Annotated in this window: 26 protein-coding genes, 1 tRNA gene and 1 pseudogene; 13 read left to right on the plus strand and 15 right to left on the minus strand. The window is 64.6% G+C overall.

Annotated elements, in window-relative coordinates; all coding sequences use genetic code 11:
• Positions 1-62 precede the first annotated feature (62 nt).
• Positions 63-728, minus strand: a complete 666-nt coding sequence (locus V3C33_03780; protein ID XAS69637.1) for an HAD family hydrolase — start codon at positions 726-728, stop codon at positions 63-65.
• A gap of 331 nt (positions 729-1,059) precedes the next feature.
• Between V3C33_03780 and V3C33_03785 the strand changes: the two genes are divergently transcribed.
• The 3 genes from V3C33_03785 to V3C33_03795 all read left to right on the plus strand — a co-directional run bounded on the left by V3C33_03785 (position 1,060) and on the right by V3C33_03795 (position 2,602).
• A tRNA-Thr gene (locus tag V3C33_03785) sits at positions 1,060-1,132 on the plus strand.
• Between the two features lie 270 nt (positions 1,133-1,402).
• Positions 1,403-2,377, plus strand: a complete 975-nt coding sequence (locus V3C33_03790) for a hypothetical protein (GenBank protein XAS68445.1) — start codon at positions 1,403-1,405, stop codon at positions 2,375-2,377.
• A gap of 39 nt (positions 2,378-2,416) precedes the next feature.
• On the plus strand, positions 2,417-2,602 hold the full coding sequence (locus V3C33_03795) for a hypothetical protein (protein ID XAS68446.1): 186 nt from the start codon (positions 2,417-2,419) through the stop codon (positions 2,600-2,602).
• Between the two features lie 86 nt (positions 2,603-2,688).
• On the opposite strand, the gene V3C33_03800 is transcribed toward V3C33_03795, so the two are convergent.
• The 9 genes from V3C33_03800 to V3C33_03840 all read right to left on the minus strand — a co-directional run bounded on the left by V3C33_03800 (position 2,689) and on the right by V3C33_03840 (position 12,145).
• Positions 2,689-3,534 (minus strand): aldo/keto reductase, encoded by an 846-nt coding sequence (locus V3C33_03800; protein ID XAS68447.1) that lies wholly within the window; start codon positions 3,532-3,534, stop codon positions 2,689-2,691.
• 85 nt (positions 3,535-3,619) lie between these two features.
• Complete coding sequence (locus tag V3C33_03805) at positions 3,620-4,075, minus strand: hypothetical protein (protein XAS68448.1); 456 nt, start codon at positions 4,073-4,075, stop codon at positions 3,620-3,622.
• Between the two features lie 7 nt (positions 4,076-4,082).
• Positions 4,083-4,751, minus strand: a complete 669-nt coding sequence (locus tag V3C33_03810; protein ID XAS68449.1) for a bacterial proteasome activator family protein — start codon at positions 4,749-4,751, stop codon at positions 4,083-4,085.
• A 38-nt stretch (positions 4,752-4,789) separates the two neighbouring features.
• On the minus strand, positions 4,790-5,254 hold the full coding sequence (locus tag V3C33_03815; GenBank protein XAS68450.1) for a GNAT family N-acetyltransferase: 465 nt from the start codon (positions 5,252-5,254) through the stop codon (positions 4,790-4,792).
• Position 5,255: 1 nt separating this feature from the next.
• Complete coding sequence (locus V3C33_03820; GenBank protein ID XAS69638.1) at positions 5,256-5,447, minus strand: YbdD/YjiX family protein; 192 nt, start codon at positions 5,445-5,447, stop codon at positions 5,256-5,258.
• Between the two features lie 16 nt (positions 5,448-5,463).
• Positions 5,464-7,764, minus strand: a complete 2,301-nt coding sequence (locus tag V3C33_03825) for a carbon starvation CstA family protein (protein ID XAS68451.1) — start codon at positions 7,762-7,764, stop codon at positions 5,464-5,466.
• A 145-nt stretch (positions 7,765-7,909) separates the two neighbouring features.
• Positions 7,910-10,795, minus strand: a complete 2,886-nt coding sequence (locus V3C33_03830; protein XAS68452.1) for an FtsX-like permease family protein — start codon at positions 10,793-10,795, stop codon at positions 7,910-7,912.
• 1 nt (position 10,796) lies between these two features.
• Positions 10,797-11,534, minus strand: a complete 738-nt coding sequence (locus tag V3C33_03835) for an ABC transporter ATP-binding protein (GenBank protein XAS68453.1) — start codon at positions 11,532-11,534, stop codon at positions 10,797-10,799.
• Positions 11,531-12,145: a PadR family transcriptional regulator gene (locus V3C33_03840; GenBank protein XAS68454.1), complete on the minus strand. Its 615-nt coding sequence runs from the start codon at positions 12,143-12,145 to the stop codon at positions 11,531-11,533. Before V3C33_03840 ends, V3C33_03835 begins: the two co-directional genes overlap by 4 nt.
• 240 nt (positions 12,146-12,385) lie before the next feature.
• Here V3C33_03840 and V3C33_03845 point away from each other — a divergent pair, with 240 nt between their 5' ends.
• Positions 12,386-12,655 (plus strand): hypothetical protein, encoded by a 270-nt coding sequence (locus V3C33_03845; protein ID XAS68455.1) that lies wholly within the window; start codon positions 12,386-12,388, stop codon positions 12,653-12,655.
• Positions 12,656-12,677: 22 nt separating this feature from the next.
• Entirely contained in the window at positions 12,678-13,220 is a 543-nt protein-coding gene (locus V3C33_03850; GenBank protein XAS68456.1) for a hypothetical protein, read from the plus strand.
• A gap of 245 nt (positions 13,221-13,465) precedes the next feature.
• On the opposite strand, the gene cynS is transcribed toward V3C33_03850, so the two are convergent.
• Complete coding sequence (gene cynS, locus V3C33_03855; GenBank protein ID XAS68457.1) at positions 13,466-13,936, minus strand: cyanase; 471 nt, start codon at positions 13,934-13,936, stop codon at positions 13,466-13,468.
• A gap of 30 nt (positions 13,937-13,966) precedes the next feature.
• Positions 13,967-14,626 (minus strand): carbonic anhydrase, encoded by a 660-nt coding sequence (locus V3C33_03860; protein ID XAS68458.1) that lies wholly within the window; start codon positions 14,624-14,626, stop codon positions 13,967-13,969.
• A 108-nt stretch (positions 14,627-14,734) separates the two neighbouring features.
• Here V3C33_03860 and cynR point away from each other — a divergent pair, with 108 nt between their 5' ends.
• Positions 14,735-15,607 carry a transcriptional regulator CynR gene (gene cynR / locus V3C33_03865; GenBank protein XAS68459.1) on the plus strand — a complete coding sequence of 291 codons (873 nt, stop codon included), beginning with the start codon at positions 14,735-14,737 and terminating at the stop codon, positions 15,605-15,607.
• 369 nt (positions 15,608-15,976) lie between these two features.
• On the opposite strand, the gene V3C33_03870 is transcribed toward cynR, so the two are convergent.
• Entirely contained in the window at positions 15,977-17,446 is a 1,470-nt protein-coding gene (locus tag V3C33_03870; protein ID XAS68460.1) for an IS1182 family transposase, read from the minus strand.
• 442 nt (positions 17,447-17,888) lie between these two features.
• Here V3C33_03870 and V3C33_03875 point away from each other — a divergent pair.
• Together V3C33_03875 and V3C33_03880 are read left to right on the plus strand one after the other, a co-directional pair.
• Positions 17,889-19,009 (plus strand): annotated as a pseudogene (locus V3C33_03875) (aldehyde dehydrogenase family protein).
• A gap of 585 nt (positions 19,010-19,594) precedes the next feature.
• Positions 19,595-19,783 (plus strand): hypothetical protein, encoded by a 189-nt coding sequence (locus V3C33_03880; GenBank protein ID XAS68461.1) that lies wholly within the window; start codon positions 19,595-19,597, stop codon positions 19,781-19,783.
• A gap of 554 nt (positions 19,784-20,337) precedes the next feature.
• Here the strand turns inward: V3C33_03880 and V3C33_03885 are convergent.
• Complete coding sequence (locus V3C33_03885) at positions 20,338-20,709, minus strand: nuclear transport factor 2 family protein (protein XAS68462.1); 372 nt, start codon at positions 20,707-20,709, stop codon at positions 20,338-20,340.
• A 130-nt stretch (positions 20,710-20,839) separates the two neighbouring features.
• Here V3C33_03885 and V3C33_03890 point away from each other — a divergent pair, with 130 nt between their 5' ends.
• From V3C33_03890 to V3C33_03905, 4 genes are all read left to right on the plus strand, one after another.
• On the plus strand, positions 20,840-21,004 hold the full coding sequence (locus V3C33_03890; GenBank protein XAS68463.1) for a hypothetical protein: 165 nt from the start codon (positions 20,840-20,842) through the stop codon (positions 21,002-21,004).
• A 127-nt stretch (positions 21,005-21,131) separates the two neighbouring features.
• On the plus strand, positions 21,132-21,827 hold the full coding sequence (locus tag V3C33_03895; GenBank protein XAS68464.1) for a phosphatase PAP2 family protein: 696 nt from the start codon (positions 21,132-21,134) through the stop codon (positions 21,825-21,827).
• Between the two features lie 57 nt (positions 21,828-21,884).
• Positions 21,885-22,556, plus strand: coding sequence for a response regulator transcription factor (locus tag V3C33_03900; GenBank protein XAS68465.1), 672 nt, complete (start codon positions 21,885-21,887; stop codon positions 22,554-22,556).
• Positions 22,553-23,560, plus strand: coding sequence for a HAMP domain-containing sensor histidine kinase (locus V3C33_03905; protein ID XAS68466.1), 1,008 nt, complete (start codon positions 22,553-22,555; stop codon positions 23,558-23,560). Before V3C33_03900 ends, V3C33_03905 begins: the two co-directional genes overlap by 4 nt.
• A gap of 309 nt (positions 23,561-23,869) precedes the next feature.
• On the opposite strand, the gene V3C33_03910 is transcribed toward V3C33_03905, so the two are convergent.
• Positions 23,870-24,229: a hypothetical protein gene (locus V3C33_03910; GenBank protein XAS68467.1), complete on the minus strand. Its 360-nt coding sequence runs from the start codon at positions 24,227-24,229 to the stop codon at positions 23,870-23,872.
• 5 nt (positions 24,230-24,234) lie between these two features.
• Here V3C33_03910 and V3C33_03915 point away from each other — a divergent pair, with 5 nt between their 5' ends.
• The gene (locus V3C33_03915; protein ID XAS68468.1) at positions 24,235-24,591 is read left to right on the plus strand and encodes a polysaccharide deacetylase family protein; all 357 of its coding nucleotides are present in this window, start codon (positions 24,235-24,237) and stop codon (positions 24,589-24,591) included.
• Positions 24,592-24,699: the final 108 nt, after the last annotated feature.

Below are 24,699 nucleotides of genomic sequence, written 5' to 3' on the forward strand. Positions count from 1 at the left end.
CCCCGGATTTCCGGGGATAGCCGTCCCTTGAACGACTCAAATCCGGTCAACTCTTGCGGGCGTCAGCTCGTCCGACCGGTCACCCTGCGCTCCAGCAGCGCCGGAAGATCCTTGATGGAAGGCACCACGGCGGTGGCACCTGCGGCGCGGAGCGTCGCCTCCGAGTGGGCCCCGGTAAGCACCCCTGCCACCACGCTTGCGCCCGCACGCAGGCCAGAATGCATGTCAGCGCGGGTGTCTCCCACCACAGCCACCTCCCTCACGTCGTCCAGGTCCAGTGCCAGCACCGCCGTCAGGATCATGTCCGGGAAGGGCCTGCCGCGACCGGCATCCGCCGGGCACAGGCTCAGGTCGGCAAGCCCCATCCACCCAAGCGACTCGAGCACCATGTTCTGTGTGTGCCTGCCGAATCCGGTGGCCAGGCATACCTTGATTCCGGCATCACGCAGCCAACCGATAGAGTCCTCGGCCCCCGGAACCGGGCGGATGCCGCCGTCGGAAATCAGTTCATCGCAGCTGAGCTCGAAGAAGCGGTTGGCGCTCTCGGCAGCTGCGGGGTCTCCGAAAAGATGGCCGAAGACGGTCACCTTGGAGATACCCGAGGTATCGCGGGAGTAGCCCAGCATGCTTTCGAACTCCGCGGACCCGGCCGCGATTCCCTGTTCCACAAGCGTCCGGGACATGGCGCGTTCCATCAGACCGCCGTCGAACACGGTTGTGCCCACCATCGCCAGGACGGCCAGCCTGACCTCATGCGCGCCGGAACCGCGGGGCAACTCTGACACCGGGGAGTATCCGGTTCTGCTTACTGTTTCGCTGTTCAAAATCATTGCCAAGCCCCTTTGCCGACGAGTGGCCGGATACACGCAGCCAGAATAGTCACTCCAGCATCACCCACGTGGCCCATCCCCACTTGAACCGGATCCGGCCTCCGGGTGAACATCCTGACAACGGCGCCATGGGCGTGAGCGTCGGTCGTATTTTGACCCGGGCGCCGGGACTCCATTACAGTTGACTCTTGCATGATCCGGCCGGTTCTCCCGGTCATTTTCATGCGGTGCTTCCTTAGCTCAGTCGGTAGAGCGTTTCACTCGTAATGAAAAGGTCATCAGTTCGATTCTGATAGGAAGCTCAGAGAAAAACCCCGTCATTCCAACAGAGTGGCGGGGTTTCTGCTTTCTGCAGCCGGAAGGTTACAGGAGCCAGGAATCAGCGCAAATGACAGGATGAGGTGAAGCACGGCAAGGACCTGAGCCGTGGGAGTCAGCGCCGCCGCCCGTCTTTCGCCTGGCTATCTGGAACTTCGGCAGGCTCGAAGGTTCGGCAGAACGCGCAGGATCTGAATGTGGGCCCGTTCATAGCCCTCCCCGCCGTTGAGGATGGTGGTCCTATGATTGCTGGCATGGAGGAGACGGAGCTGGCGGACATTGCGAAGCGACTCTATGCCTTGCCGTTCGACGACTTCGTGGCTGCCCGGACGGCCGCTGCCAAGGCTGCGTCGGCGGAATCTGGGCGGCCCCTGGCTGCCGAAGTGCGCGCATTGCCGAAGCCATCCGTTGCCGCCTGGGCGGTGAACATGCTTGCGGCCCATGATCCGGAGACAATGCGGCACCTTGCTGAGCTTGGGCAGCGCATGCGCGCGGTCCAGACGGAACTGGACGCCGCAGCGCTGCGCGGCCTGGTACAGGAACGGCGCAAACTGCTCAACGCAGCCGTCGAGAGTGCCCGGACGGCGGCGGAACACGAGGGCCGACGGATCAGCGGGGCTGTTGCAACCGAGGTCGAACAGACCCTGCGGGCTCTGACGGCCGATGAAGGCGCAGCTTTCGCTGTCCAGAGTGGCCGGTTGCTCCGGGTCCTGACGGCCGATGGTGTAGACCGTGTGGAGCTCGACGGCGCCGTGGCTGTTCCGTCGGCGTCGGTTCCAACGGCGCACGATCCGTCGGCCCTCGTTCCCGAAGGTTCGGGTCCTGGGGAGACCGGCCAGAAATCGGCGCCACGCGCCGGGCCAGCCGTGGACAAGCCGCGCCTTCGGGCCGTCCGGCCTGCACGGCGGGACGCGTCGCCGTCGGCGCTGGAGAAAGCCCATGCGGCACTCGATGAGGCGGACACCGCAGCCCGTGACGCCATTGAAGGCGCTGATCAGCAGCGCGGGCAGCTGGAGGACGCTTCAGCCGAGGTGGAGCAGCTGACAGCCGAAACCCGACAGCTCAGGGCACGGCTGAAGCACCTGGAAGAGCAGCTGGAGCGTGCCCGTAAGCTCCAGGAATCGGCCGCTGCCGAGACCGGACTTTCAGCCAGAGCCGCAGACAAAGCCCAACGGGCCGCCATGCTCGCACGGGAACGGGTGCTCCGGCTTGGCAACACACCGGATTGAAAACCCTTGAATGTCAGAGCTCGGTTTCACACTGGAATTATGGAAAACGAACTGCACCAGGAATTCCACCTCACCTACTTCGACGCCGAATGCGGCCGGGTACGCACTGAAATCTTTGATGCCGCTGCAGAAGCAGAATACTTTGCCGGCCGTTGCATCACGGACGAGCATGGCTGGGTCACCATTGATGCGCTGGCAGTCCAGCAGGACCAGCTCGCGGCTTAGAAGGGAGATGCCCCACGCTCGCGGTGAGCGCAGGGCATCCCTTTACCGGACCTGTGGCCTGTGGCGGCTGGCCTGCGGCGGGTAGCTTAGGCGAAGTCGGACACTGCCGGGTCCGGGCCGATGCGGCCTGCGCCAGCGGCAGTGCGGTCCAGTCCGTTGATTGCCTCGATGTCGGATGCATCCAGCGTGACGTCGAGTGCTGCGTAGTTTTCGTGGATGCGGGCCTCGGTCACCGACTTGGGGATCACCACGTTTCCGATGGCCAGGTGCCAGGCAATAACAACCTGAGCGGGCGTTGCGTTGTGCTTGGCAGCGATCCCGGCGATGGTGGCATCTTCAAGGAGCTCCCCTCCCTGGCCCAGCGGTGACCAGGCCTGTGTCAGGATTCCCCTCGAGGCGCCGAATTCGCGGAGCGGGCCCTGGCTGAAGTACGGGTGCAGTTCAATCTGGTTGATGGCCGGCACAACGCCCGTCTCATCAATGAGGCGCTGCAGCCCCTCAACCGTGAAGTTTGCCACGCCGATGCTCTTCACCCGGCCGCGCTTCTGGAGCTCGATCAGGGCCTTCCAGGTGTCAACGTACTTGTCCTGCTCGGGCTGGAGCCAGTGGATCAGGTACAGGTCCAGGGTTTCCAGGCCCAACCGGTCCATGGACAATTCGAATGCCTCCAGGGTGGATTCGTACCCCTGGTCGGAATTCCACAGCTTGGTGGTGACAAACAGTTCCTGAGGCAGCAGGTCCGAGCCTGCAATGGCTCGGCCCACTCCTGCTTCGTTGCCGTAGATCTTGGCGGTGTCGATGTGCCGGAAGCCGGCCTCGAAGGCCTGGCGGACAGCCTTTTCCGAGACATCGTCGGCGACTTGCCACACCCCGTAGCCGAGCTGGGGAATGGTGTTGCCGTCATTGAACGTCAGTGTTGGTGAAAGTGTCATCCGTTTATCCTGCCAAACGACCGGCCGCTTCAGTAGGGAAAGTGCCCCTCTAAGCCACACGCGTAACCAGGAATACCAGGCCGAATCAGCCTTCCGCGGCGGCCTCGGCGAGGCGGCGTTCGGCGTCGGTGATCTGCTCAAACACGGATTCGGCGCGCCTGCGAACGGAAACCGCACCCACCGGAACGGGCCCGACGGCGAGCCGAAGCATAGCGGCTGCCTCGGCCGTGGTGGCAAGGGAATTACCCGCTTTGGACAGCGAACGGTGCACACCGGCCAGAGCGCCGGGGATGTCCAGCCCGTCACTCGGCGAAATCCGCTGGGCCTCGATGCAGACATTGCGGACCCGCAAGGAGAGGCCGGCCAGTTCGTTCGCCACTTCCACCAGCTCGCCATACAGCTGTTCGTCTTCCACACCCTCCAGCACCTGGTGATAGCGGTCCAGGCCGCGGTGGAAGCGGTCGTGGGCGCGGCGCCATAGCCCCGTGCCGAGTTCGGTGTCGTCTTTGCGCCCTTGGCGGGCGGCCGTAAAGAATCCCAAGCGGAACCTACAAGTACTGGCCGGGGCCGTGGTCCGGATCCTCGGGCCGCCTTGGCTTCCACGGATCCGGGCCGGGCCGGGGTGCAGTGGCCCGTTGCGGCTCACCGTTCTCCCCGATCACAACGCCGGGGGCAATCACCGTTCCGGGCGGCAGCTGCCGCAGCTGAAGCTGGGCGGCGGCGTGTTCCCGGGCAGCGTGCTGGGCTGCAATGGCGGTCTGGATGCCGTGGAACAGCCCCTCAAGCCAGCCCACCAGCTGCGCCTGGGCTATGCGGAGCTCCGAATCCGACGGTGTGGCGTTCTCCGGGAACGGCAGGCTGATGCGTTCCAGCTCGGCAACCAGTTCCGGAGCCAGTCCGTCCTCGAGTTCCTTGATGGACCGCTCATGGATTTCGGCGAGTCGCCCCCGGGCGGCATCATCCAGCGGCGCAGACTTCACCTCTTCCAGCAGCTGCCGGATCATGGTGCCTATCCTCATTACCTTGGCAGGCTCATCCACAAGGTCCTGGAGGTTACCGCCTTTGGATTTTGCGCCGGGCGCCGGCTTGTCCTGCGCCGCGGACGCCCGGGAGCCGTCGTCGAGCGTTGTACCCTCCACCGGGATGTCCTCACCCGGCTGGGATTCGGGCCCCGAAAAGGTCCGGGAGTCAGACTGAGTGTCGTTCGGATCGCTCATGCGTTCATACTCTCACGAGCCGATGACAAGGGGTCCGGTCAATGAACTACCTTGACCAGTATTTCGCCCTCATCCGCAGCGAAGCCGCATTTCCGGTAGAAGCCGACCGCGTAGGTATTGGCAGGGACCCATACTTCCTCCACTGCGTTCTCCTTCATCCAGGCCTCCATGCCGGCCAGCAAGGCACTGCCGATCCCGTACCTCCGCCTGTCCACGTGAGTGCCCATTTCCATCAGCAGGAGTTCTGCCCAAGGGCCGGCCGTACGACGTCGTTGCACGCAACAATGCAGGAATCCCACCACCTGCTGGCCCTCCTCGGCCAGCCAGAACAGAACGGTGGGATCCCCCAGGAAGTCCCGGGCGCCGTCGAGTGTTAAAGCTCCCGACGGCTCCCCGCCGGGATCCTCATCAAACAGGTTGTCGGCTTCGGACAGCCGGTTGAACAGCACGGCGTCGCCGGGCCCGATCCGCCGGATGGTCACACCAGCAGGCAGTGCAGCCATGTCAGCAGCACCTGCCCTGCGGGTTGCTGTCCTGACGATCCATCCGGTCGCGCCAGAAATCGCGTTCCGTCATGGGCGGCGCGTCATGACCGGTGGATCCATGATGCTCGAGGTACTTGGCGTACGCATCCGCGCCCATAACGCCCGTCAAATAGCGGGCAAATCCGCGGAAACCGGCAACCACCGCGTTCACCTGCAGCACGTCTTCATCAGTGGTGCCCGGACTTTTCGAGCCGCTGCCCCGCAGGCAGTTTTTTCCATTCGGCCATGATCTCGCGCTCGGCGGCGGTGGGAATCAGACCTGCAGGAGCGAAGACCCGCGAGGCCCTTGGCCGGTCCTCATTGTCCATGTTGGGGGTGCCCGCGGCCCGGTTGCCGAATGCCTTGATGGTGGCCAGGACCGCGGTGACGATCACGATGATGCTGAGCACCACAAAGATCACGGACAGCCAGCCCTGGATCATGGTGTTGCGGACCACGGCTTCCATGGCAGCAGCGGTCTTGGCAGTGCCGAACGAGGTCTTGCCTGCCTCGAGCGCCTTCGAGAAGGCCGCGTTGTTCGCGAAGTAGCCGACAGCCGGAACCTCGGAGAAGATCTTCTGGAAGCTGGCTGTGATGGTGACAACCGCCGCGAAGGCCAACGGGACCGCAACGATCCACAGGTACTTGAACGCGCCCCTCTTGGCCGCGATGGCCATACAAACCGCCAGGGCAATGGCAGCGAGCAGCTGGTTGGCGATGCCGAACAGCGGGAACAGCGTGTTAATGCCGCCGAGCGGATCCGTGACGCCCATCAGCAGCACCGCGCCCCACGCACCCACCATCACCGCGGTGCAAACCCAGGCCCCGGGCCGCCATGAGGCCTCCTTGAACCTGGGCACAAAGTTGCCGATCGAATCCTGCAACATGAACCGTGCAACACGGGTGCCGGCGTCGACTGCTGTGAGGATGAAAAGTGCCTCAAACATGATGGCAAAGTGGTACCAGAAAGCCATCATGGACGTGCCGCCGATGAACTGCTGCATGATGTGTGCCAGTCCCACGGCCAGAGTTGGCGCGCCTCCGGAACGCGAGATGATGCTTTCCTCGCCCACGTTGGCCGCAGTCTGGGCGAGGACATCCGGGGTGATGTTGACGCCGGCCAGGCCCAGGCTGTTAACCCAGGCTGCGGCTGTTTCGACGGTGCCGCCGGTAAGCGCCAGAGGTGCGTTCATGGCGAAGTAGATGCCGCGGTCAATGGAGATTGCCGCCACGAGGGCCATGATGGCCACGAAGGACTCCATCAGCATGCCGCCGTAGCCGATGAAGCGGGTCTGGCGTTCCTTCTCGATCAGCTTGGGCGTGGTGCCAGAGGAGATGAGTGCGTGGAAGCCGGACAGGGCGCCACACGCGATGGTGACGAACAGGAACGGGAACAGCGCCCCGGAGAACACCGGCCCGTTGTCCCGGCTCGCGAACTCACTGAAGGCCGGGACGGTGATTTCGGGGCGGACCACAATGATGGCCAGCGCCAGCATCACGATCACGCCGATCTTCATGAACGTGGAGAGGTAATCGCGTGGCGCCAGGAGCAGCCAGACGGGCAGAATAGCGGCAATGAAGCCGTAGACAATGAGCCCCCAGGCAAGGGTGACCTTGTCCAGATGGAAGAACGCTGCACCCCATTCGGTGCCGGCCACTGCCCCGCCGCCGATGATGGCGGCCATCAGCAGGACAAAGCCGATCAGGGAAACCTCCATGACCTTGCCCGGACGGATGTACCGCAGGTACACGCCCATGAACAGGGCGATGGGGATGGTCATGCCCACGGAGAAAACACCCCAGGGGCTTTCGCCCAGGGCATTCACGACGACGAGCGCCAGGATCGCCACGATGATCACCATGATCAGCAGCGTGGCTACCAGGGCAGCGGTGCCACCGATGGCACCGAGTTCCTCGCGCGCCATCTGCCCCAGTGACCGGCCGCCGCGGCGCATGGAGAAGAACATCACCAGGTAGTCCTGGACAGCACCCGCCAGCACGACGCCGATGATGATCCAGACAGTGCCCGGCAGGTACCCCATCTGGGCCGCAATGATGGGCCCCACCAGGGGTCCCGCGCCGGCGATGGCGGCAAAATGGTGGCCGAACAGGACGTTGCGGTCAGTGCGGACGTAGTCCTTCCCGTCAGCCTTGTACTCCGCCGGGGTTGCCCGACGGTCATTGGGCTTGAGCAGGTACTTCTCGATGAATTTGGAGTAGAACCGGTAGCCGATGAGGTAGGTGCAGACTGACGCGAACACGAACCAGATGGCGTTGACGGTTTCGCCGCGGACCACGGCAAGGATGAACCAGGCCACACCGCCCAGCAGCGAAATGGCGGCCCAGATGGCGATCTTGGCGGGGGTCCATTTTCGTTCGTCGGCTTCGCGGGCGGCGACGTCCACGGACGTCGGCGGGAGCGAAGGATCCGGTGTGAGTGGATCCTTCAGTTTTGTGGCGCGCAGCTTTCCATCAGACATTCTGCCCATGTCTCCTCCTTGAGATTCCCAGCTCCAGTGATGTGCTCCAAGGCACCCTACCAACACGGGTGCTGCTTGGCACGGCTTTCGACGCGCTGCCTGTGGCGTCGCGGCGAACGGCGGTGCGGGGTCGACGAGCGGGGTTTCGGCCGGCTCAACCACCGGCGGTGCGGCGCGACATGGGCAGCCTGGCCCGGGTGAAGAGCCAGGCCAGGGCGCTTCCTGTCAGCGGCACTGCGATGAGGAGGGCAAGGAGCTGCAGCCACGGGATTTCCGGCGCCGCATACATCCGCGTCGCAGCAACCACCAGGGCCGCCGGCACCACACCGGCGGCGAGCCCCAGCATGGTTCCCAGCGCCGCCGTCATCAGGGCTTGTCCGCCCGCCAGTGCCTTGCGCAAACGGGGTGGGGCGCCGACTCCAGCCAGCGTCATGTGGTCACTGCGGGCATCGGCGAGCGCCAGACCCGTGGTGATTCCGGCCGCGCTGAGCGTGATGAGGGCGCTGAGGCCAACGATCAGCCAGAGCCAGTAGGAGTCGTCACGGTCGTTGCCCTCTTCCACACGGAATCCGATTCCCTGGATTCCGTGGATTTCGGCGAGCGCCGAGGCTGCTTTGTCCGTATCCGCTGCACCTGGCGTTTCAGACAACTGGACCAGAACTGAGGTCTCGTCAAATCTGATACCCAGACTGGACGCTGTGTCCGGGGAGATAACACCGTAGTAAGGGGCGGGATCTTCCGGAGCTTCGACCACTGCAGCCACCGCGTGATCCTTGACAGACTCGTAGACGGGCCCGTTGGGACCCCACTTCACTGGTGCCCTGATGTCATAGCCCTGCAGAGTGGCCCGTCCGTCACCGACGAAGATCCGGTTGCTTGCCACTATTCCTCCGTGGTCCAGAACCGCCAGCGCAGCCGCGCCTGGTTCACGCCCCAGTACGGCACGCAGCTCATCAGCACCGCCCACTATGAGCTGGGGAAGCTGGCCTACGATTCCGGGCGGATACATTGCGCCCTGGCAACGCCAGTCAGAGGCATCCTTCGTCCTCCCGTCGGTCGTAACGGGGCACGCGTTGCCTTGCGGAATGGCGAGCCGGTACTGGGTGCAGGCACTAAGGCCGGGAGTGTCGCCCGTGCCGGATGATTCCGCGGAGGCATCCGGGGGGACTGACCCCATGATGCAGTCCGGTGTCACTGCGGCATGCAGCGCCTGCGTCCAGCTCACCGTTCCGAGCTCCCGCTGGAGAGTTGCCTCGATCGTTTTCGCGTCAATGGGAGCGCCGCCACCGGCATATCCGGCTGCCGTCATGGAGCCGGCATCCGTCAGACCCACAACTGCCTGGTTCTTCAGTGCGGACCAGAAGTGAGTGCTCTTGTCATCCTCCAACTGGCTCGCCGCGACCACCATTACCGCGCTGGCCAGGGTGGCCGCCGCGAGGATCGCGGCCACAGCTGGCACTGTACGGCTCCTGTTGCGGGCCGAATCGCGCGCGGCCATCCGCAACGGCAGCGGCAACCACCCGGTACGAGATGTCAGGAGCGCGACGAAGCTGCCGGTCAGCAGCACCAGAGCCGTCACCGTGAGGACGGCGCCGCCGATCATCAGGCCGGCCACCAGCGGAGCCCGGGACATCAGCACCTCAAGCTCATCCCCCACCAGCCCCAGGCAGGCCCCGGAGGCCAGCAGCAATACAGCCAAAGCCAGCAGGATCACACCGATTCTCGCCGGCCATCGCCCGGTCACCGATGGAACCCGGCCCGATTTCAACGCACCCAGTACGGCCTGTCTGGCAACCTGGCGCGCAGGGACCAACGCTGCGAGAGCACAGGCCAGAAGGCCCATGGCCATGGCGGCTGCGATCAGGAGGCTGTCCGGGTGAAAGCCGGGGAGGCGCACCGAGCCTTGGTAGCGCGCCGCTGCAACCACAGCCGCAGCACCGGCAGTTCCGAGAACAGCCCCGCATACAACGGCCACGGCACCGAGCCAGAGCCCGGCGGCCGTCACTACCGCCCTGACGGTAGTGGCTTCAGCACCGGAGGCGGCGAGCAGGGCGAGTTCACGGACCTGCCGCTTGGCGCCTACGGCGAAGGCGGCACCGGCAAGGAGCCCCACTTCCAACAGCGCGAGCGCACCGATCAGCCCACCGATCAGGTATGAACCCCACAGCTGCGGAGCGTAGGCGTAGACCGGCGTATCGCCCAGTTCAGCGCGCGACGGCGGGTCGAGAGCCACGCTCCGCGACAGGACTGCGACCCCGGCCCTGTTCAGTTCCCGGATCTGCGCCCACGTCACCGGTTCAGGGCCCACGAGGTAGTACAGCGTCTCCGCAGTGCCGGCCTGAGGAGCGCCCGCTCCAGCGGCTTCCTCAGGTGTCCCTTGCCCTTGTCTGAGGAACAGGATGGCATTGCCGTCCGAATATGTGGCGTCCCGCAACTTGCCGACGGCAGCGAAGGTACCGGCCGACGTCGTGAGCTTCTCCCCCAGCTTGAGGCTGAACCGCTCCAGCAGGCCGCGCGAAACCAGCACTTCGTCTGCGGTTTCGGGCGCCCGGCCTTCCATCAGCGTGTACTTGCCGGCAAAGGCAGGGTTGAGTGCGTCAACTTCCTTGCTCATGAGGCGGACGTCGGCCGCGCCAACCCTGGCGGTGAGGGTCAGCTGGGTTTCCGTGAGGACCTGGTACCCGGCTGGGATGGCGTCCTTGGGACTCGTCGGGGTGAAGTCAGGATCCGGATCGCTCCGCGTGGTTCCGTACGTGGTGTCCACCACGTGGTCCTGGACCATCTCCGTGTTGTAGGCATGCATGTCCCGGAACCGGGCCTGCGTATTGCCCAGCTGGAACCGGGCGCGTTCAGCCGGTGTCTCCTGCATGCTCTGCGCAAGCGTCGCGGCTCCGCTCATGCCCGCCACGGGCAGCATGATGAGCAGGATGATCAGCAGGGAACGGCCCCTATGCCTGCGAATGTCCCGCCGCGCCATCCGCATGGCCACGCGGAAGCTGTGCCGGCGCCCGCCGGGCACCGGTTTGAGATCAAGCGCCATTTCAGGGGCCGGCCGAGGCCAGTAACATGGCGGGATCGTGCATGGCAGCGGCCTGGTCCACAATCCGGCCGTCCCGGATGAACACCACACGGTCCGCCCACGCGGCATGGCGGGCCTCATGGGTCACCAGCATCACGGCTGCGCCGGCATCAGCCCGGGCCCGCAGCACCTCCATCACGCCCTGGCCCGTGGTCGAGTCAAGGGCGCCGGTGGGCTCATCGGCCAGAATCAGCCGCCGCTCCCCCACGATGGCGCGGGCAATGGCCACACGCTGCTGCTGCCCCCCGGACATCTGGTCCATATAGCGGTCCGCGAGCTCGGGAATCCCAACCTGCCGCAGCGAATCGAGTGCCTGCCGGTGCGCTTTCCTGGCCTGGATCCCGTCCAGCTCCAGGGGCAGGGCCACGTTTTCCGCCGCAGTCAGGGTGGGGACCAGGTTGAAGTCCTGGAAGACGTAGCCGACGGCGCGGCGGCGCAGCCGCGCGAGCCCGTTCAGTCCCAGCCCCGCAAGGGGAGTGGACTCCACAAAGACACCACCCGACGTCGGCCGGTCCAGCCCGCCGGCCAGCGCCAGCAGCGAGGACTTACCCGAACCCGACGGCCCCATCACGGCAACAAACTCGCCGGCGCTGACGGTGAGATCCACGTCGCGGAGTGCGGCGACCGCCGTCGCCCCTTCACCGAACGTCCTGCAGACCCTAGCGAGTTCCAGGACCTGATGGGGCCCGTGGGCGCTCATCGGCGCGTGTCCGCTATGAGCGGGGAGGCATCCTCCACAGTGACCCCGTTGGACGGTTTACGTATTGCGCTCCTGGTGCCGGCAGTCTGTGCCAGCTGCACCATCCGGGCCTCGCAGAGATCGAGCCACCGGACTTCCGCCTCGGTCTGGAAGATGAGCGAGTCCAGCACCAGCAGCCAGGCGGTATCCGCGGTGCGCTGGTTCACTGCCGTATCCCGCCGGGACCTGGTGTAATCCTGCAGGGCCCGGATGGAGGCCACGCGCTGGGCCTGGATGATGGATTCCACGTCCACACCGGGCAGCGTGACGGCGAGCGCGAGTTTGATGGCGAGCTCGTTGCGTGGCGGGTTGCTGCGCTCAACGGGCGTGGTGAACCAGCCCTGGACCTCGGCCTTCCCGGCCGCGGTGATGCTGTAGACCACGTGGCCCTCGCCGTCGCCGCCGTCGTTCCTGACCAGACCGTCACGTTCCAGCCGGTCCAGGGTGGTGTAGACCTGCCCGATGTTCAGGGGCCAGGTGGAACCGGTACGGTCCTCGAACTCGACCCTGAGCTGGTAACCGTAACGCGGCTGGTCCTGCAGCAGGGCGAGAAGGCTGTGGCGGATGGACATGCTGCTCCTCGCGGTGGAAAGACTGCGGTATGCACAAACCCCCAAGATCCGTGCATACCGCGTATGGAATGACTCTAGCCGCTTTTTACCGCGTGGGCAATACCCGGTATCCAACCGTGCCAGGGGTGTGAGTGTTAGCCAGAGTTAACCGGCCTGCCCCGTCCGCTTCCAATGCGGAGGCTGCACCTTCTTCAGATCCGACCCTCACACCTGCCGGACCTGAAAGCGCATCTGGAACGCATGCGAGAAGACCTCGCCTGGCAGGTCGCCCAGAACCTCCGCCCCTCCCTGATCACCGACACCAGGATCGAAATCGAACCCTTCGCGACCCTTGTCGGGGCACAGGAAACAAGACTCGCTGACCTTGCCCCAGGCGAACGGGAATCCATCCAGGACGCCTCCGGCGTCCTCCGGCGGCTCCGTTCCGGCATACCGACCGCCATAGAGAAACCCTTCATCCCGGTCGGAAGCCTCAGGATCAGACCCGGCAACAACGAGGACGAACAGTGAATGCTCAGCCGAAGCAGCAGCCATGCTGCTGCAACGGAAAAAGGACAGCAAAACTAAGAGACAGGCAGTCCTCTTCGCGATCGATGCACTGGAGCGCACTCATACTCCGATCACCGTCGCAGAGGTTGCACGCCGTGCCCGGGTCAGCCCGTGGCTCGTCCGGCAGGAACCCCTCCTGGATCAGGTGATGAAGGCACAAACAAGGGCTTTGACGGGAGTCCCGGCACCGGAAGGAACAGCCGGCTCCGCCGCCGGTTCGCTGCACGTTGAACGCGATCTCCTCCGGCTGGAAAACCGTAGGCTCCGCCAACAGATGGAGCGACAGCTGCAACGCATCTCAGAACTGCTCGGGGACCAGATCGACGGCACCGACGCCCAGTCCCAAAGACTCCGCATCCAGGAGCTGACGGCCCAAAATACTGTCCTCTCAGAGCAGCCCCGCGAGGCACTCCAGAAACTCGATCAACTGGAGCAGGCAGTCACAGCATTCTCCTCGGACCTCCAAGCCGCTCATACCGTCAACCGCTCGCTGATGACCCAACTCAACCGCTCAAAACCCGGCTAGCGTTCCCCAGGCATGGTTCTGGCTGAACAGCGTCTCCTGTGAGGCGGGCCCTGTTGTCGCAAATACGATCCTTTGAATCGTCATCGCGTCGCAGTCAGGACCCCGATATCGGGTAGCTCTGCGGGCGGGGTCATTTGTCTGCACCGCCAAGTTCGGGCTCTCTGGGGGTGATCTCGCCATCTCTGACGATCAGTGAGGGTGAGGCAGGAGCCCCTCTCCGGGGTCCTGCCTCACCGGCGATCGGCTTAGAACGGCACGGTCGGCAGGTACTTGCCGTCGAGGGTGATCACCGCGCGCGACCCGCCGTCCGGGTCCTCGACCTTCTTGATATCCAGCTTGAAGTTGATCGCGCTGATGATGCCGTCGCCGAACTGCTCATGGACCAAAGCCTTGAGGGTGGAACCGTAGACCTGAAGCATTTCGTAGAAGCGGTACACGGTGGGGTCGGTCGGCACGCCGCCCGGGATGCTGCCGCGGACGGGGATGGTCTGCAGGAGCAGCGCCGCGTCGTCGCCGAGACCCAGCTTCTCAGTGACGGTGGCGGCTGCCAGAGCGGGCAAGGGGTGCTGGCCGAGCAGAGCGGCGGTGACAAAGGCGACACTCAACCCGGTGTCGTCGGCGAGGTCCTGCCAGGACAGGTTCGCGCGGGTCTTAGCGTCGATGACGGCGGCGGTGAGTTCCTGCCGCGGGGCCTGGGAGGCTTGCGAGTGCAACATGCGGTTATTTCCTTCGGTTGGTGGACGGACTCAGACGGACTGTCCGAGACGGGCGGGGGTGGGAGTGGGGCACGGGTTGTCGATGAGCGGTACAAACCGTCCGGTGGCGGGGTCGAGCGCCTCGACTCCGCCGGTTTCTATGTCGTGGACCCAGCCGTGCAGCTTCAGCCGACCTTGCTTGAGCGCCAGCGCCACTGACGGGTGGGTGGAGATATTGGCCAGCTGGGAGATGACGTTCTGTTGGATCAGCGCCCGCAGCTTTTCGCCGGGGGAGCTATATGTTCCGGCGGCGTTCACCGCTTTGGCCGCGTCGGCGTGATGGAGCCAGCCAGCGACGGCCGGAACATCATCAAGGCACTTATCCGTGGAGATGGCTGTCATCGCTCCGCAGTCGGAGTGGCCGCAGATCACGATATCGGTGAGCGCGAGCACCGCAACCGCGTACTCGACGCTCGCGGACTCGCCGTCGGGCCCCGGGGCATAGGACGGCACCATATCGCCCGCGTTGCGGATGACGAACAAATCGCCGGGTTCGCGTTGGGTCATCAGTTCCGGAATCACGCGCGCATCCGAGCAGGTCACGAACAGTGCCCCCGGATGCTGAGTGGTAGCGAGCCTCTGAAAGAGCTCGGCACGCCCCGGAACCACATCCCGCTGAAACTTGAGGACGCCCGCGATGATGTCCTGCATGCTGTGTCTCCCTTGCTTGAAGTGATAATTCAACGATGACAGCCCGCAGCCATAGTGTCCAAGGCGTATTTCAGATCAAACCGATTACTATTCGCTATAGTTGGTAGCATGCTTCTACGTCATGCCCGCTACCTGCTCGCGGTCGCCGAACACCAGAACTTCACCCGGGCGGCCGAGGCGCTACACGTCTCGCAGCCGACCCTTTCGCAGCAAATCAAACAACTGGAAAATTCGCTGCACGCACAGCTGCTGGACCGTAGCGGCCGGACAGTGCGTCTGACCGACGCCGGCGAGATCTATCTGGGCTATGCGCGCCGGGCGCTGCTGGACTTCAGCGCCGGCGAACGTGCCATCCACGATGTGAAGGACCTCAGCCGGGGCTCGCTCCGGCTCGCGATGACCCCGACATTCACGGCCTACCTGATCGGCCCGCTAGTGCGGCGGTTCAACTCCCGCTATCCCGGGATAACCCTGAGCATCCAGGAAATGACCCAGGACCGGATCGAGTCAGAGCTGGCTGAGGACCGTCTCGACATTGGCATCGCGTTCGCCGAGTCAGTGTCGTCTCCGATCGAGGCGCAGCCGTTGTTTCCCGAAACCCTCAGCCTGGTCGTCGGTCCATCGCACCCGCGCGTCGGGCAGCAGGCACCGTTGACGGTGCAGGAATTGGGGCACCAGTCGCTTGCGCTGCTGAGCAGGGAATTCGCTACTCGCCACCATATCGACCGATACTTCCACGAGCACGGGATAGCGCCCCGGATCGTCATCGAAGCCAACTCGGTCAATGCGATCGTAGAAATCGTGCGCCACGGCCCGTTTGCCACCGTGCTGCCCGACGCCATCGCCCGCGAACAGGAAAACCTCTATCCGATCAGCATGACCCAGCCGCTACCACGCCGCACCGTAGCCCTGCTTCGAAGGGCAGGCGCCTATCAGAGCGCCGCCAGCCATGCCTTTGCCACCCTGGCCTCGGAGGGGTAAAGCTCTTCGTGCGGATCGGGTTCTGAGGAAAATATCCACTACGGGCCGGGCAGGATATTACCCTCGCCCTGGACCCCAAACACGCTTAGCGGATCGAAGGCCGGTTGGAGCGCTCGAGCCATAGCTGGGGCTACCGCCAGGGGATCCTGACCTCAGATCCCGAATACGGCCGGCGTGATGCCTAGGTGCGTGAGTCGGTAGTGGTTTGACGGTTCCGCAGGTTTGCGCCGTGACGGGCCGAGGGCGGTCTCCTTTTCCTGGGAAGGGGGCCGGCCGCCGGCATTTTCGCGGGAGAAAGCCGGGAGGCTCCGATGGGTAGCGGTTCGGTGGTGCAGGCTCGATCCCGGGACACCCGTCCCGGGGCCGTGTTCAGGCGGGGCCGGTGCGGTAACTGAAGAGTTTGAGCAGGTTGTGGCAGCCGGCCATCAGCTTCCACTCCCCGGCAGCCTTCTCCAGCCCGCGCAACAGAACGTGTTTGCCTTGCCGGGTGTGTATCTGTCCGAAGACCGGTTCCACGATGGCTTTGCGCCGGGCGTAGACCGTCCGGCCCTTCTTCGTTTTCAGTTTCCGGGCCATTCGCTCGGCCGGGGTGGCGTTTGCCGGGATCCTGCCCCTGGGTGATTCGGGGACCGGGCGTCCGTGTTTCATCCGCCTGGTGGAGATGAAGAACTCCGTGGTTCCACTGGCTTCAAGGTCTTTGACGTGTTCCAGGTTCGCCGCCGAGCAATACCCGGCGTCGGCGCTCCACTTCCCGGGCATGGCCTTCAGGGTCTCTTGGGCGTTCTGAACCATCGGGACCAGTTGCTGCACGTCCACCGCGGTGTTGTTCAACTCGCTGGCCACGATGACCTGGTGATCTTTATCAACGACGGTCTGCCCGTTGTAGCAGTAGTGGTAGGAACCGTCCGCGGTCTTCATGATCCGGGCGTCAGGGTCGGTGAAGTTGCGTTGCGCCGTGGGCTTCGGTTCCGCCGCCGACGCGGCCGCTTCGCCCTTGCCGGAGACATCCTCGTCATCATCCCCACGGTCCCGGGCCTTCGCCTCGGCCTCGCGGCGGGCCTTGTCCGCGGCTTCGGCTTCGAGGGATTCCCGGGCGGTGGCCATCGCGGCGGCGCGCCGGGCCCGGTTGGCCAGTTCGACGGGCAGTTCATCACCGCGTTTGCCCGGCCCGAAGCGGGCATCTTCGGCCGCGTCCACGGTCTTGGCCTCCGCCATCAGGTCACTGATCTCATCGGCCAACACCTTCTGCTTCGCGGTCAGCCGGGCATAGCTCATGGCCTTGTGCCGCGAGGCGTTGGCCCGGACCTTCGTCCCGTCCAGTGCGACGTGGCCCAACGAGACCATGCCCGCGGCCCGGCAGAGTTCCAGCGCCTGGAGGAACACGTTGGCCAACGCGGCGAGGTGGCGTTCGCGGAAGCGTCCGATGGACCGGAAATCCGGGGCCTGCTGGGCGGCCAGCCAGCGGAACGCGACGACGTCCGTGCACGCCTTTTCCAGTTCCCGCGAGGACCGCACCCCGACGCAGTATCCGTAGAGCACGATCCGCAGCATCAACCGCGGATCATACGGCGGCTGGCCTTTCGCCTTGGCATAGGAGGCATAGAACCGGGTCAGATCCAGTTCCCCGTCAACAAGCTCACCAATGAACCGGGCCAGATGCCCCTGGGGCAACCACTCCTCCAGCGACGGCGGGACCAGCATCACCGCATCCGGCACGAACGCCTTGAAGCGCTTCCTGGCCCCACCATTGGCATCCATCGGCACATCGGCGGGCTGCTCGACCCGCCCCACCAGAGACTCGTCAAACAAACCATCCTGCGCGGAAGAACCGGTATCCATACCCCCGATTCTCCCAGCCGCCACTAACAGGCCCCGGTTAATCCGCCGGCGTTTTAAAAACCGGCACCCTCACTACTGACCCACGCACCTAGGTCCGACTGGAGGTACTTCGCGGTGAATCCGATGTTCGACCGGTCACCGAAAGGAACGGTATGGAACTGGAAGGTCAAAGCTACATCGACGAAATGCTTGGTGCGCTGAGCGTCAGAGCCATCACCACGATTGCCGTTGCCGGTGCCGCTGCCCGAGATTGTGCGACAGGAACCGCCATCGCGCCGTGTGCACCGAGCGCCGCTCGAAGCGCGCGCGCCAACCCCCAGACATCGGATGAAGAGTCTGGGTTAACAGTCACGTGTTGGGTTTTCCATATCGGCTGCTCCGTCAATCTAAGTTGACGGTTTCCAACCTGGCCGTTGACTACGTCGTTCCAAATGACGTCCTCGAGCTCGTCACCGAACGCACCGAGGACTTCGCGCTCCTGATGACCCTGGAAATGGGCAAGCCGCTGGCCGAGGCCCGGGGCGAGCTAGCTTACGCCGCCGAGTTCCTGCGTTGGTTTTCCGAGGAAGCCGTGCGCGCCTTCGGCCGGTACTCGGTCTCCCCGGACGGAAAGTCCCGCCTGCTGGTGCAGAAAAAGCCGGTGGGTCCGTGCCTGCTGATCACCCCATGGAACTTCCCGCTGGCCATGGCAACCCGAAAGATCGCCCCGGCCGTCGCCGCAGGCTGCACCATGGTGCTCAAGCCCGCCGCCCTCACCCCATTGAGCTCCTTCCTGTTCGCCGAGCTCATGCAGGAGGCAGGACTCCCTGCGGGCGTGCTCAACGTCATCCCCACCATCAGCGCCGGCGCCACCACCGGGCCGCTGATCAAGGATCAGCGCCTCCGCAAACTCTCCTTCACCGGATCCACCGAGGTGGGCCGCCGCCTGCTGTCCGATGCGTCCGAGACGGTGCTGCGGACGTCCATGGAACTGGGCGGCAACGCCCCGTTCGTTGTGTTCGAGGACGCGGACCTGGACGCAGCAGTCGATGGTGCGATGCTGGCGAAGCTGCGGAACATGGGTGAGGCCTGCACGGCCGCGAACCGCTTCATCGTCCGCGAGTCCGTGGCCGACGAGTTCGCGCAGAAGTTCGCCGCGAAGATGGCTGGCATGACCGCGGCCCGCGGCACCGAGGCAGAGTCCACGGTGGGGCCCCTGATTGATGCCAAGAGCCGGGACAAGGTGCACGAACTCGTCACCGACGCCGTTGCCTCCGGCGCCAAGGTACTGCTTGGCGGCGCCCCGGTCGACGGGCCGGGCTACCGAAGACGAAGCCGTCCATCTGGCCAACAGCAGTGGCCTACGTTTTCACCCGCGACCTCAACCGTGGACTGCGGATGGGCGAGGGTCTGGAGACTGGCATGCTCGGCCTCAACGCCGGAGTCATTTCCAACGCCGCAGCGCCCTTCGGCGGGGTGAAGCAGCCAGGACTCGGACGCGAAGGTGGCTTGGAAGGCATCGAGGAATACCTCGACACCCAGTACATCGGCATCGCCGACCCGCAGGTCGATAACCGGCCATAATCCGGCGTTTGGAAGTCTCTGACTGCGGAGAGCCGGACGGCGCCGGCTCCCCGCTGACGGACTATGGCGGATATCAGGGCGGGATGGCCCCGGGCAGACCGCCCCCGTGAATCCTGCCGCTGACGGCGGCCGCGACCGACGGGGTGCTCTTCCCGCCCTGTCGGGCTTGTCTTGCAGCATGGCGCGGGAAGCGGCGCTCCCGCGCAACCCAGGCCCCTGCTGCATATGAGGCAGGGGCCGCACCGGCTGAGGCAACCCCGAGTGCACCCGGCGTTCCGTCATCCGGTCGCGGCTAACGTGCCATGCAGTAGCATTCGACGCTGACCTGCACTAACGCTCCTGGAAGGCAGATAATCCGCCTTAGCTCACGGGCGCAGCTACGGACATTCCACCTGCAGCGGGCCCCCCGCTCCCTCTCCTGGCACCTGATCAGCATCAGCGACGGAGAGTGAGCTGCGTAGTGTGAAGCCATGGGACTCTTTTACGATCACCCAGGGCTGGCCGCAGTCACTCTCACGCACAGCTGAGGAATCACGACCGCCAGGGCATCTGCCAGAGCGCATGCACGGCGTCGTCCTGGATTTGATGCAGCGCAACGGAGCAGAAGCCCTGGCAGACCTGGCTATTGCCTTGGCCCGTCAACACTTCACCGCCCTGGCCCAGCTGGCCGTCGCCACCGATGCAACGGCCGGCGCTCTCGAGGAGCAGGCTCAGCCGCATGCTCCGCCAGATCGAAGGTCGTTTCGGATCAGGCGCTACCCGGAAAAGTCCTGATTACGTCTGGCTGGAAGAGCAGGAATGGGTTAGAGCCCACAACGCCGCGTTCAGAAACAACCCGAAACAGCAGGTCACCCAGGCACCCTTCAAGATCATCACCGAACCCGATGGGACACGAAGGACGACGCTTGTATAGACATTTCCGGTACCCGTGGAGGGCCTGGGGTATTTTCTCGGGTCTTACAGCGGGCACCAATACCCTTATCGACGCCGGTAGGGCGTCGCACTTCCTTGGAAATGCGACGCTCTCGAACATCGTGCCGATTCCGCGCATTTCCGCAGGTGAAGTCAGTTTGATACGTCTCGAAAATCCGTGCAGTCGCGACTTCCGGTCAAGGGCTTCGGCGACGAGCAGAGGCGGCCAGGGGCGGATGATGCGTGCCGACAGGCCAGACGGATGGCGCAGTAGCTATCCGGCGGCCGCAATCAGTTGAAACGTACCCCGGGGAATTGTCCCTTTGGCGGCCTGGGCCGCTAGAGGGGCGGTCATTGGCTGCGGTCGAACCCTCCTGACTGGACTTCGCGCCGGCAGTCGAAGCCGCGCTCCAGAGTCAGGTCGCCGCTTTCCGCGCGGCATCAAACGGGGCCCGATCGAACACGAACACGCTGTGGGTAATCTTGCCGTCCGTGACAGTGAGGCACTCCGCCCCGGGTGCGCTGGCGACCGGGACTGTCACGGTGCCGTACATCAGCAGCGCCGTCTCGTCATCACCGAAGGCGGCAATCAGATGCGAACCGGTAAGGATTTGCACGAACGGGCCCAGGAAGGCCCGATATGCCTCGGCGCCTTCGATGCGCCCGGCCGGTGCCTCGCACACGATCTCCTCGGAGATGTACGTCATCGCCTGATCGAGGTCCTTGTTCGTCCAGGCGTGGTAATAGTCCAGCCCGACCCGTAGCGCAATACCGGGGTTCTTAGCCACGGTGACTCCTCTCATTGCGTCCGCAACTGACCCGCTGCTGCCAAGCCGTCTCATGGACCGTGGTGGAGCGGGTCGACACATTGGGGGAACTCTATACCCGTTCGCGGCATGCGGCGAGGGTGGCCCAGGCGTGCATGTTGACGGTGACTCCTCGGGGCGGGCGCGGATGGACGTCCCGGAGCGCCAGGTCACCGGGGCCAGGCTGGCGCAGGAGGCCAGGTGGCCGGCGATGGCGAATACCTCGACCACCAACTGCCCGGACCACGCAATCGAAGGGCAGGTTCCGGGTTCTTAGCGGTTCCTTAGAACGCGTTCCGAACACTGAAAAAGAAATCATCAGTCGAGTCCCGTTGAATCAGCGGGAGCGGAGGGCAGTTGTGAAAAGTCAGACTATCGATCGGCAACCGGAGGTGAAGACGCGCATGGGTGTGCTTCCGCAGATCAGGCATTGGATTCTATTGCCGGCCGTCCTCGCCGTGGCCGTGCTTGCCCTGGGACTGACCATGAAGTCTGTCCGGGCGCTGACGGCTGCGGATCTTGCCATTGACCAGGCCGTGAGCCGGGATCATTCGACCGTGCTGAACGGTCTGGCGCTGGCGTTGAACAGTCTTTTCAGCCCAGTCGGCGGAATCATCATGTTGGTGCTGGTGTGCCTGTTTCTGCTGGTCGAACGGCGCAGCCCGGTCAACGCGATCGCCGTTGGTGCTATCACATCGGCCGGGTGGCTGAGCAGCGAGGTTTTCAAGGTTCTGGTGCCCCGGCATCGGCCGGATCCCGGAGCCCTGTTGGATCCGCTGGTGTCGGAGCCCGCCTCCAATAGTTTCCCAAGCGGCCACACCTCACTTGCGGTGTCCCTGGCTATCGCCCTCTTCCTCCTCGCCCGCGGCACCCGGTGGGAGCGCCCGACGCTTGCCTGTGGTGCAGTGATGGCCGTGGCGGTGGCCGCCTCACGCGTCTATTTGGGTGTTCATTACCCGACCGATGTGGCAGCGTCGTTCCCGGTCTCCATTGCGGGAATTACGTTCTTTGCCGGCCTGTGGAACCGCTACGCCCTCCGCTTGCTGGCCAGGGTCAATGTTCTGCGTCGCTTTGGCCCTGTCCCTTACCCGGCCCGGTAAATGGGCGACCAGGGGGTGAGGTGTCCCCCGGACGCGGTTTCTTGGCAGAATGCGACCATGGACGAAGAAGCAAAACCACGCGTACTTCTGATTGAAGATGACGATCAGCTCGGGCCGCTGACAGTCCAGCTGCTCGGCGGCGAGTTCAATGTCACCCTGGCCACAGACGGGCAGCAGGGCCTCCATCTGGGCCTGACCGGGGACTGGGATGTGCTGGTAATTGATCGGGGACTGCCCCTCCTGGACGGGGCCTCCCTGATCGCGGCGCTGCGCAGGAAGCAGGTTTCCACGCCCGTACTGATCCTGACCGCCCTCGGAGCCGTCCAGGACAAAATCGACGGACTCGATGCCGGAGCCAACGACTACATGGTCAAACCCTTCGACGCCGACGAGCTGGCAGCCCGGCTGCGTGCCCTGACCCGCACCTATGACAGCCCCCGGACCATGCTGCCGCTGGGCTCCTGGGATTTCGACCCGTCAGGTCGGATCATGTCGTCAGCCTACGGGGCCCGGGTGGTTCTCTCACCCCGCGAGTCCGGGCTGCTTGAACTCCTGGCACGAAACCCCGGCCGGGTCTTTTCCCGTCCCGAACTCCTCACCGCCGTGTTTGAGGGCACGGACGGCCCGTCGGTGGTCGATACCTACGTCCATTACCTGCGCAAAAAGGTCGGAAAATCCGTCATCCTCACCATCCATGGAGCCGGCTACCGGATCGGAGAACCGCAATGAAACCCACGGATGCCGATCAACTCATCCTCCGGGCAGCGTCCCGCAGGGTCAGTATCCAGATCGCTGCGGCCTGCGCGGCACTGGTTGCCGTTGTCATCGCCGCGTCGTTCCTGTTTGTCCTCAGGCGCTCACAACCAGGGGAAATCCTTGAACACGCCGCCCAGCCCGGCCGGATCTACATCGACAGCAGCGACTTGCTTCTGGCCCTGATCGGCGGCGGCATCGTGGGCATCATCCTTGCCGCAGCCGTCGGCCTCATCAGTGCCCGCCGCGCCGTCCGACCGCTCGGAGAGGCCCTGGCCGCGCAGCGGCGATTCGTCCAGGACGCCAGCCACGAGCTCCGCACGCCCCTGGCCGTCCTCGACTCACGACTTCAGCTGGCGAACCGGCAAACAACACCCGGCACCCCGATCTCGGACACAGTCGCCCAGCTCCGAAAAGACGCCGCCGCGCTCACACGGACAGTCAACGACCTGCTGCTGACGGCAACATCCGAGACCACACGACGCCCGGCGGAGATAGTTGATGCCGCTGAGCTGATTGCCGAAACGGTCCGGGAGATGACGCCTTTGGCCGACGAAGCCGGTGTCGGGCTGACCGTGAAGAGCCTCAGCGCCGCGTGGGTTGATCTGCCGGCCCACACGCTGCGCCGGGTGATCTATGCACTGGTGGATAATTCCCTGGCCCACGCCGGCACCGGCGGGGATATCGCCGTGACCGTCACCGCCACCGGCGGCAAAGTCCGGATCAGCGTCGCCGATAACGGCTCCGGCATCACCGGAATTGAGCCATCAAGGATCTTTGACCGCTTCGCCCACGGCCACCCCACCGGTGAAGGAACACAACAGCGAAGCCACGGAATAGGCCTCTCCCTGGTCAGGGAAGCAGCCGCCAGCCGGGGAGGAGACGCCCGGGTGACCAGCACCGGCCCGCACGGAACCATCATCACCGTCACACTCCCCGAACGCCGCCGGCAGAGCACCGGCGTGCCTACGGAAGAGTGACTGCGTAGACCTGTGCGGCGTAACCATCCAGTGCCCTGGAACACCCGACCAGATGCCCGGCAGCAGTTTCCGCCTCGGGAATGCCTCGTCGAATTTCTGCATGGTCTTGGTCCAACCGAAACAATCATTCAACTGAATAAACAACGGTTTCTCCCCTAGTTTTCAAGGTTTTTGCACATCTTCGGCGTTAATTTACCTCCAGGGACCTGTCGTACCCCGCCTAGGCGGAGCGGGCGCCGCAGACTTCCAGCGCTACAACTACGACCACACCGGGCGGCGCGCCGGCCAGCAAAAACTGCACCGGAGGCTTCACGGCAACAGCCCTACGCCGATACCGGCACCGGAGAAGTCCACAGCGCCACGGACCTGCTGCGGCCCGAAGCCCTCCCGGGAATTCATGCCATAGTCGCTGAAGCGGCGGACGATAGAGCTTTGCCATCGCCCGACGGCGCGGCCCTGCCGGATGTGCTCCTGGACTCCCAGGGGGCACTCACGGTCACCACGGCCACGCCCGGGATCCAACACCGCCCGGCCCAAGCGGTCACGGTCACCATCGGGACGCGCGAGGCCCGGAGTGCGTTCAGCGACTTCGACCGAAATGTCTTGAGCCAGGTTCGCTCCCAGGCCCCCGTGGCCGCGCCGCCCGCTACGGCCCCGGGGCTGAGGCACGTCAAATGCGATCTGGTCCCTTGCGCTGCCCTGACCTACGACGACGGGCCGGACTCAGAACGACCCCGCAACTGCTGTCCATCCTGGAAGAGAAGAACGCGGCGGCGACCTTCTTCATGCAGGGCATCAACACCTCCGCCAACCCCGGCATCGCCAAACAAGTCACCGATGCCGGCCACACGGTCGGCAACCACACCTTCAGCCACCCCTACCTGACCAGGCTGTCCCCCGCCGGAGTCAGGAATGAAATCGACCGGGCCGGCGCCGCGATCAGGGCCGCAACCGGTACGGCGCCGACATTCATGCGCCCGCCCTACGGGGCAGCAACCCCGGTCCTGTTTTCTGGACGTCCAATAGTTTAGCTGTCCCAGTGAGCGTTCCGCTGACGGACGGATACTCCCGAGCAACCCTATATCCGCTTGGCAAGGGATGTTGAGGCCGGGGGGACGCCGAAACCGCCAACTCATCCT

Source organism: Micrococcaceae bacterium Sec5.7 (genome assembly GCA_039636785.1).
Classification (GTDB): domain Bacteria; phylum Actinomycetota; class Actinomycetes; order Actinomycetales; family Micrococcaceae; genus Arthrobacter.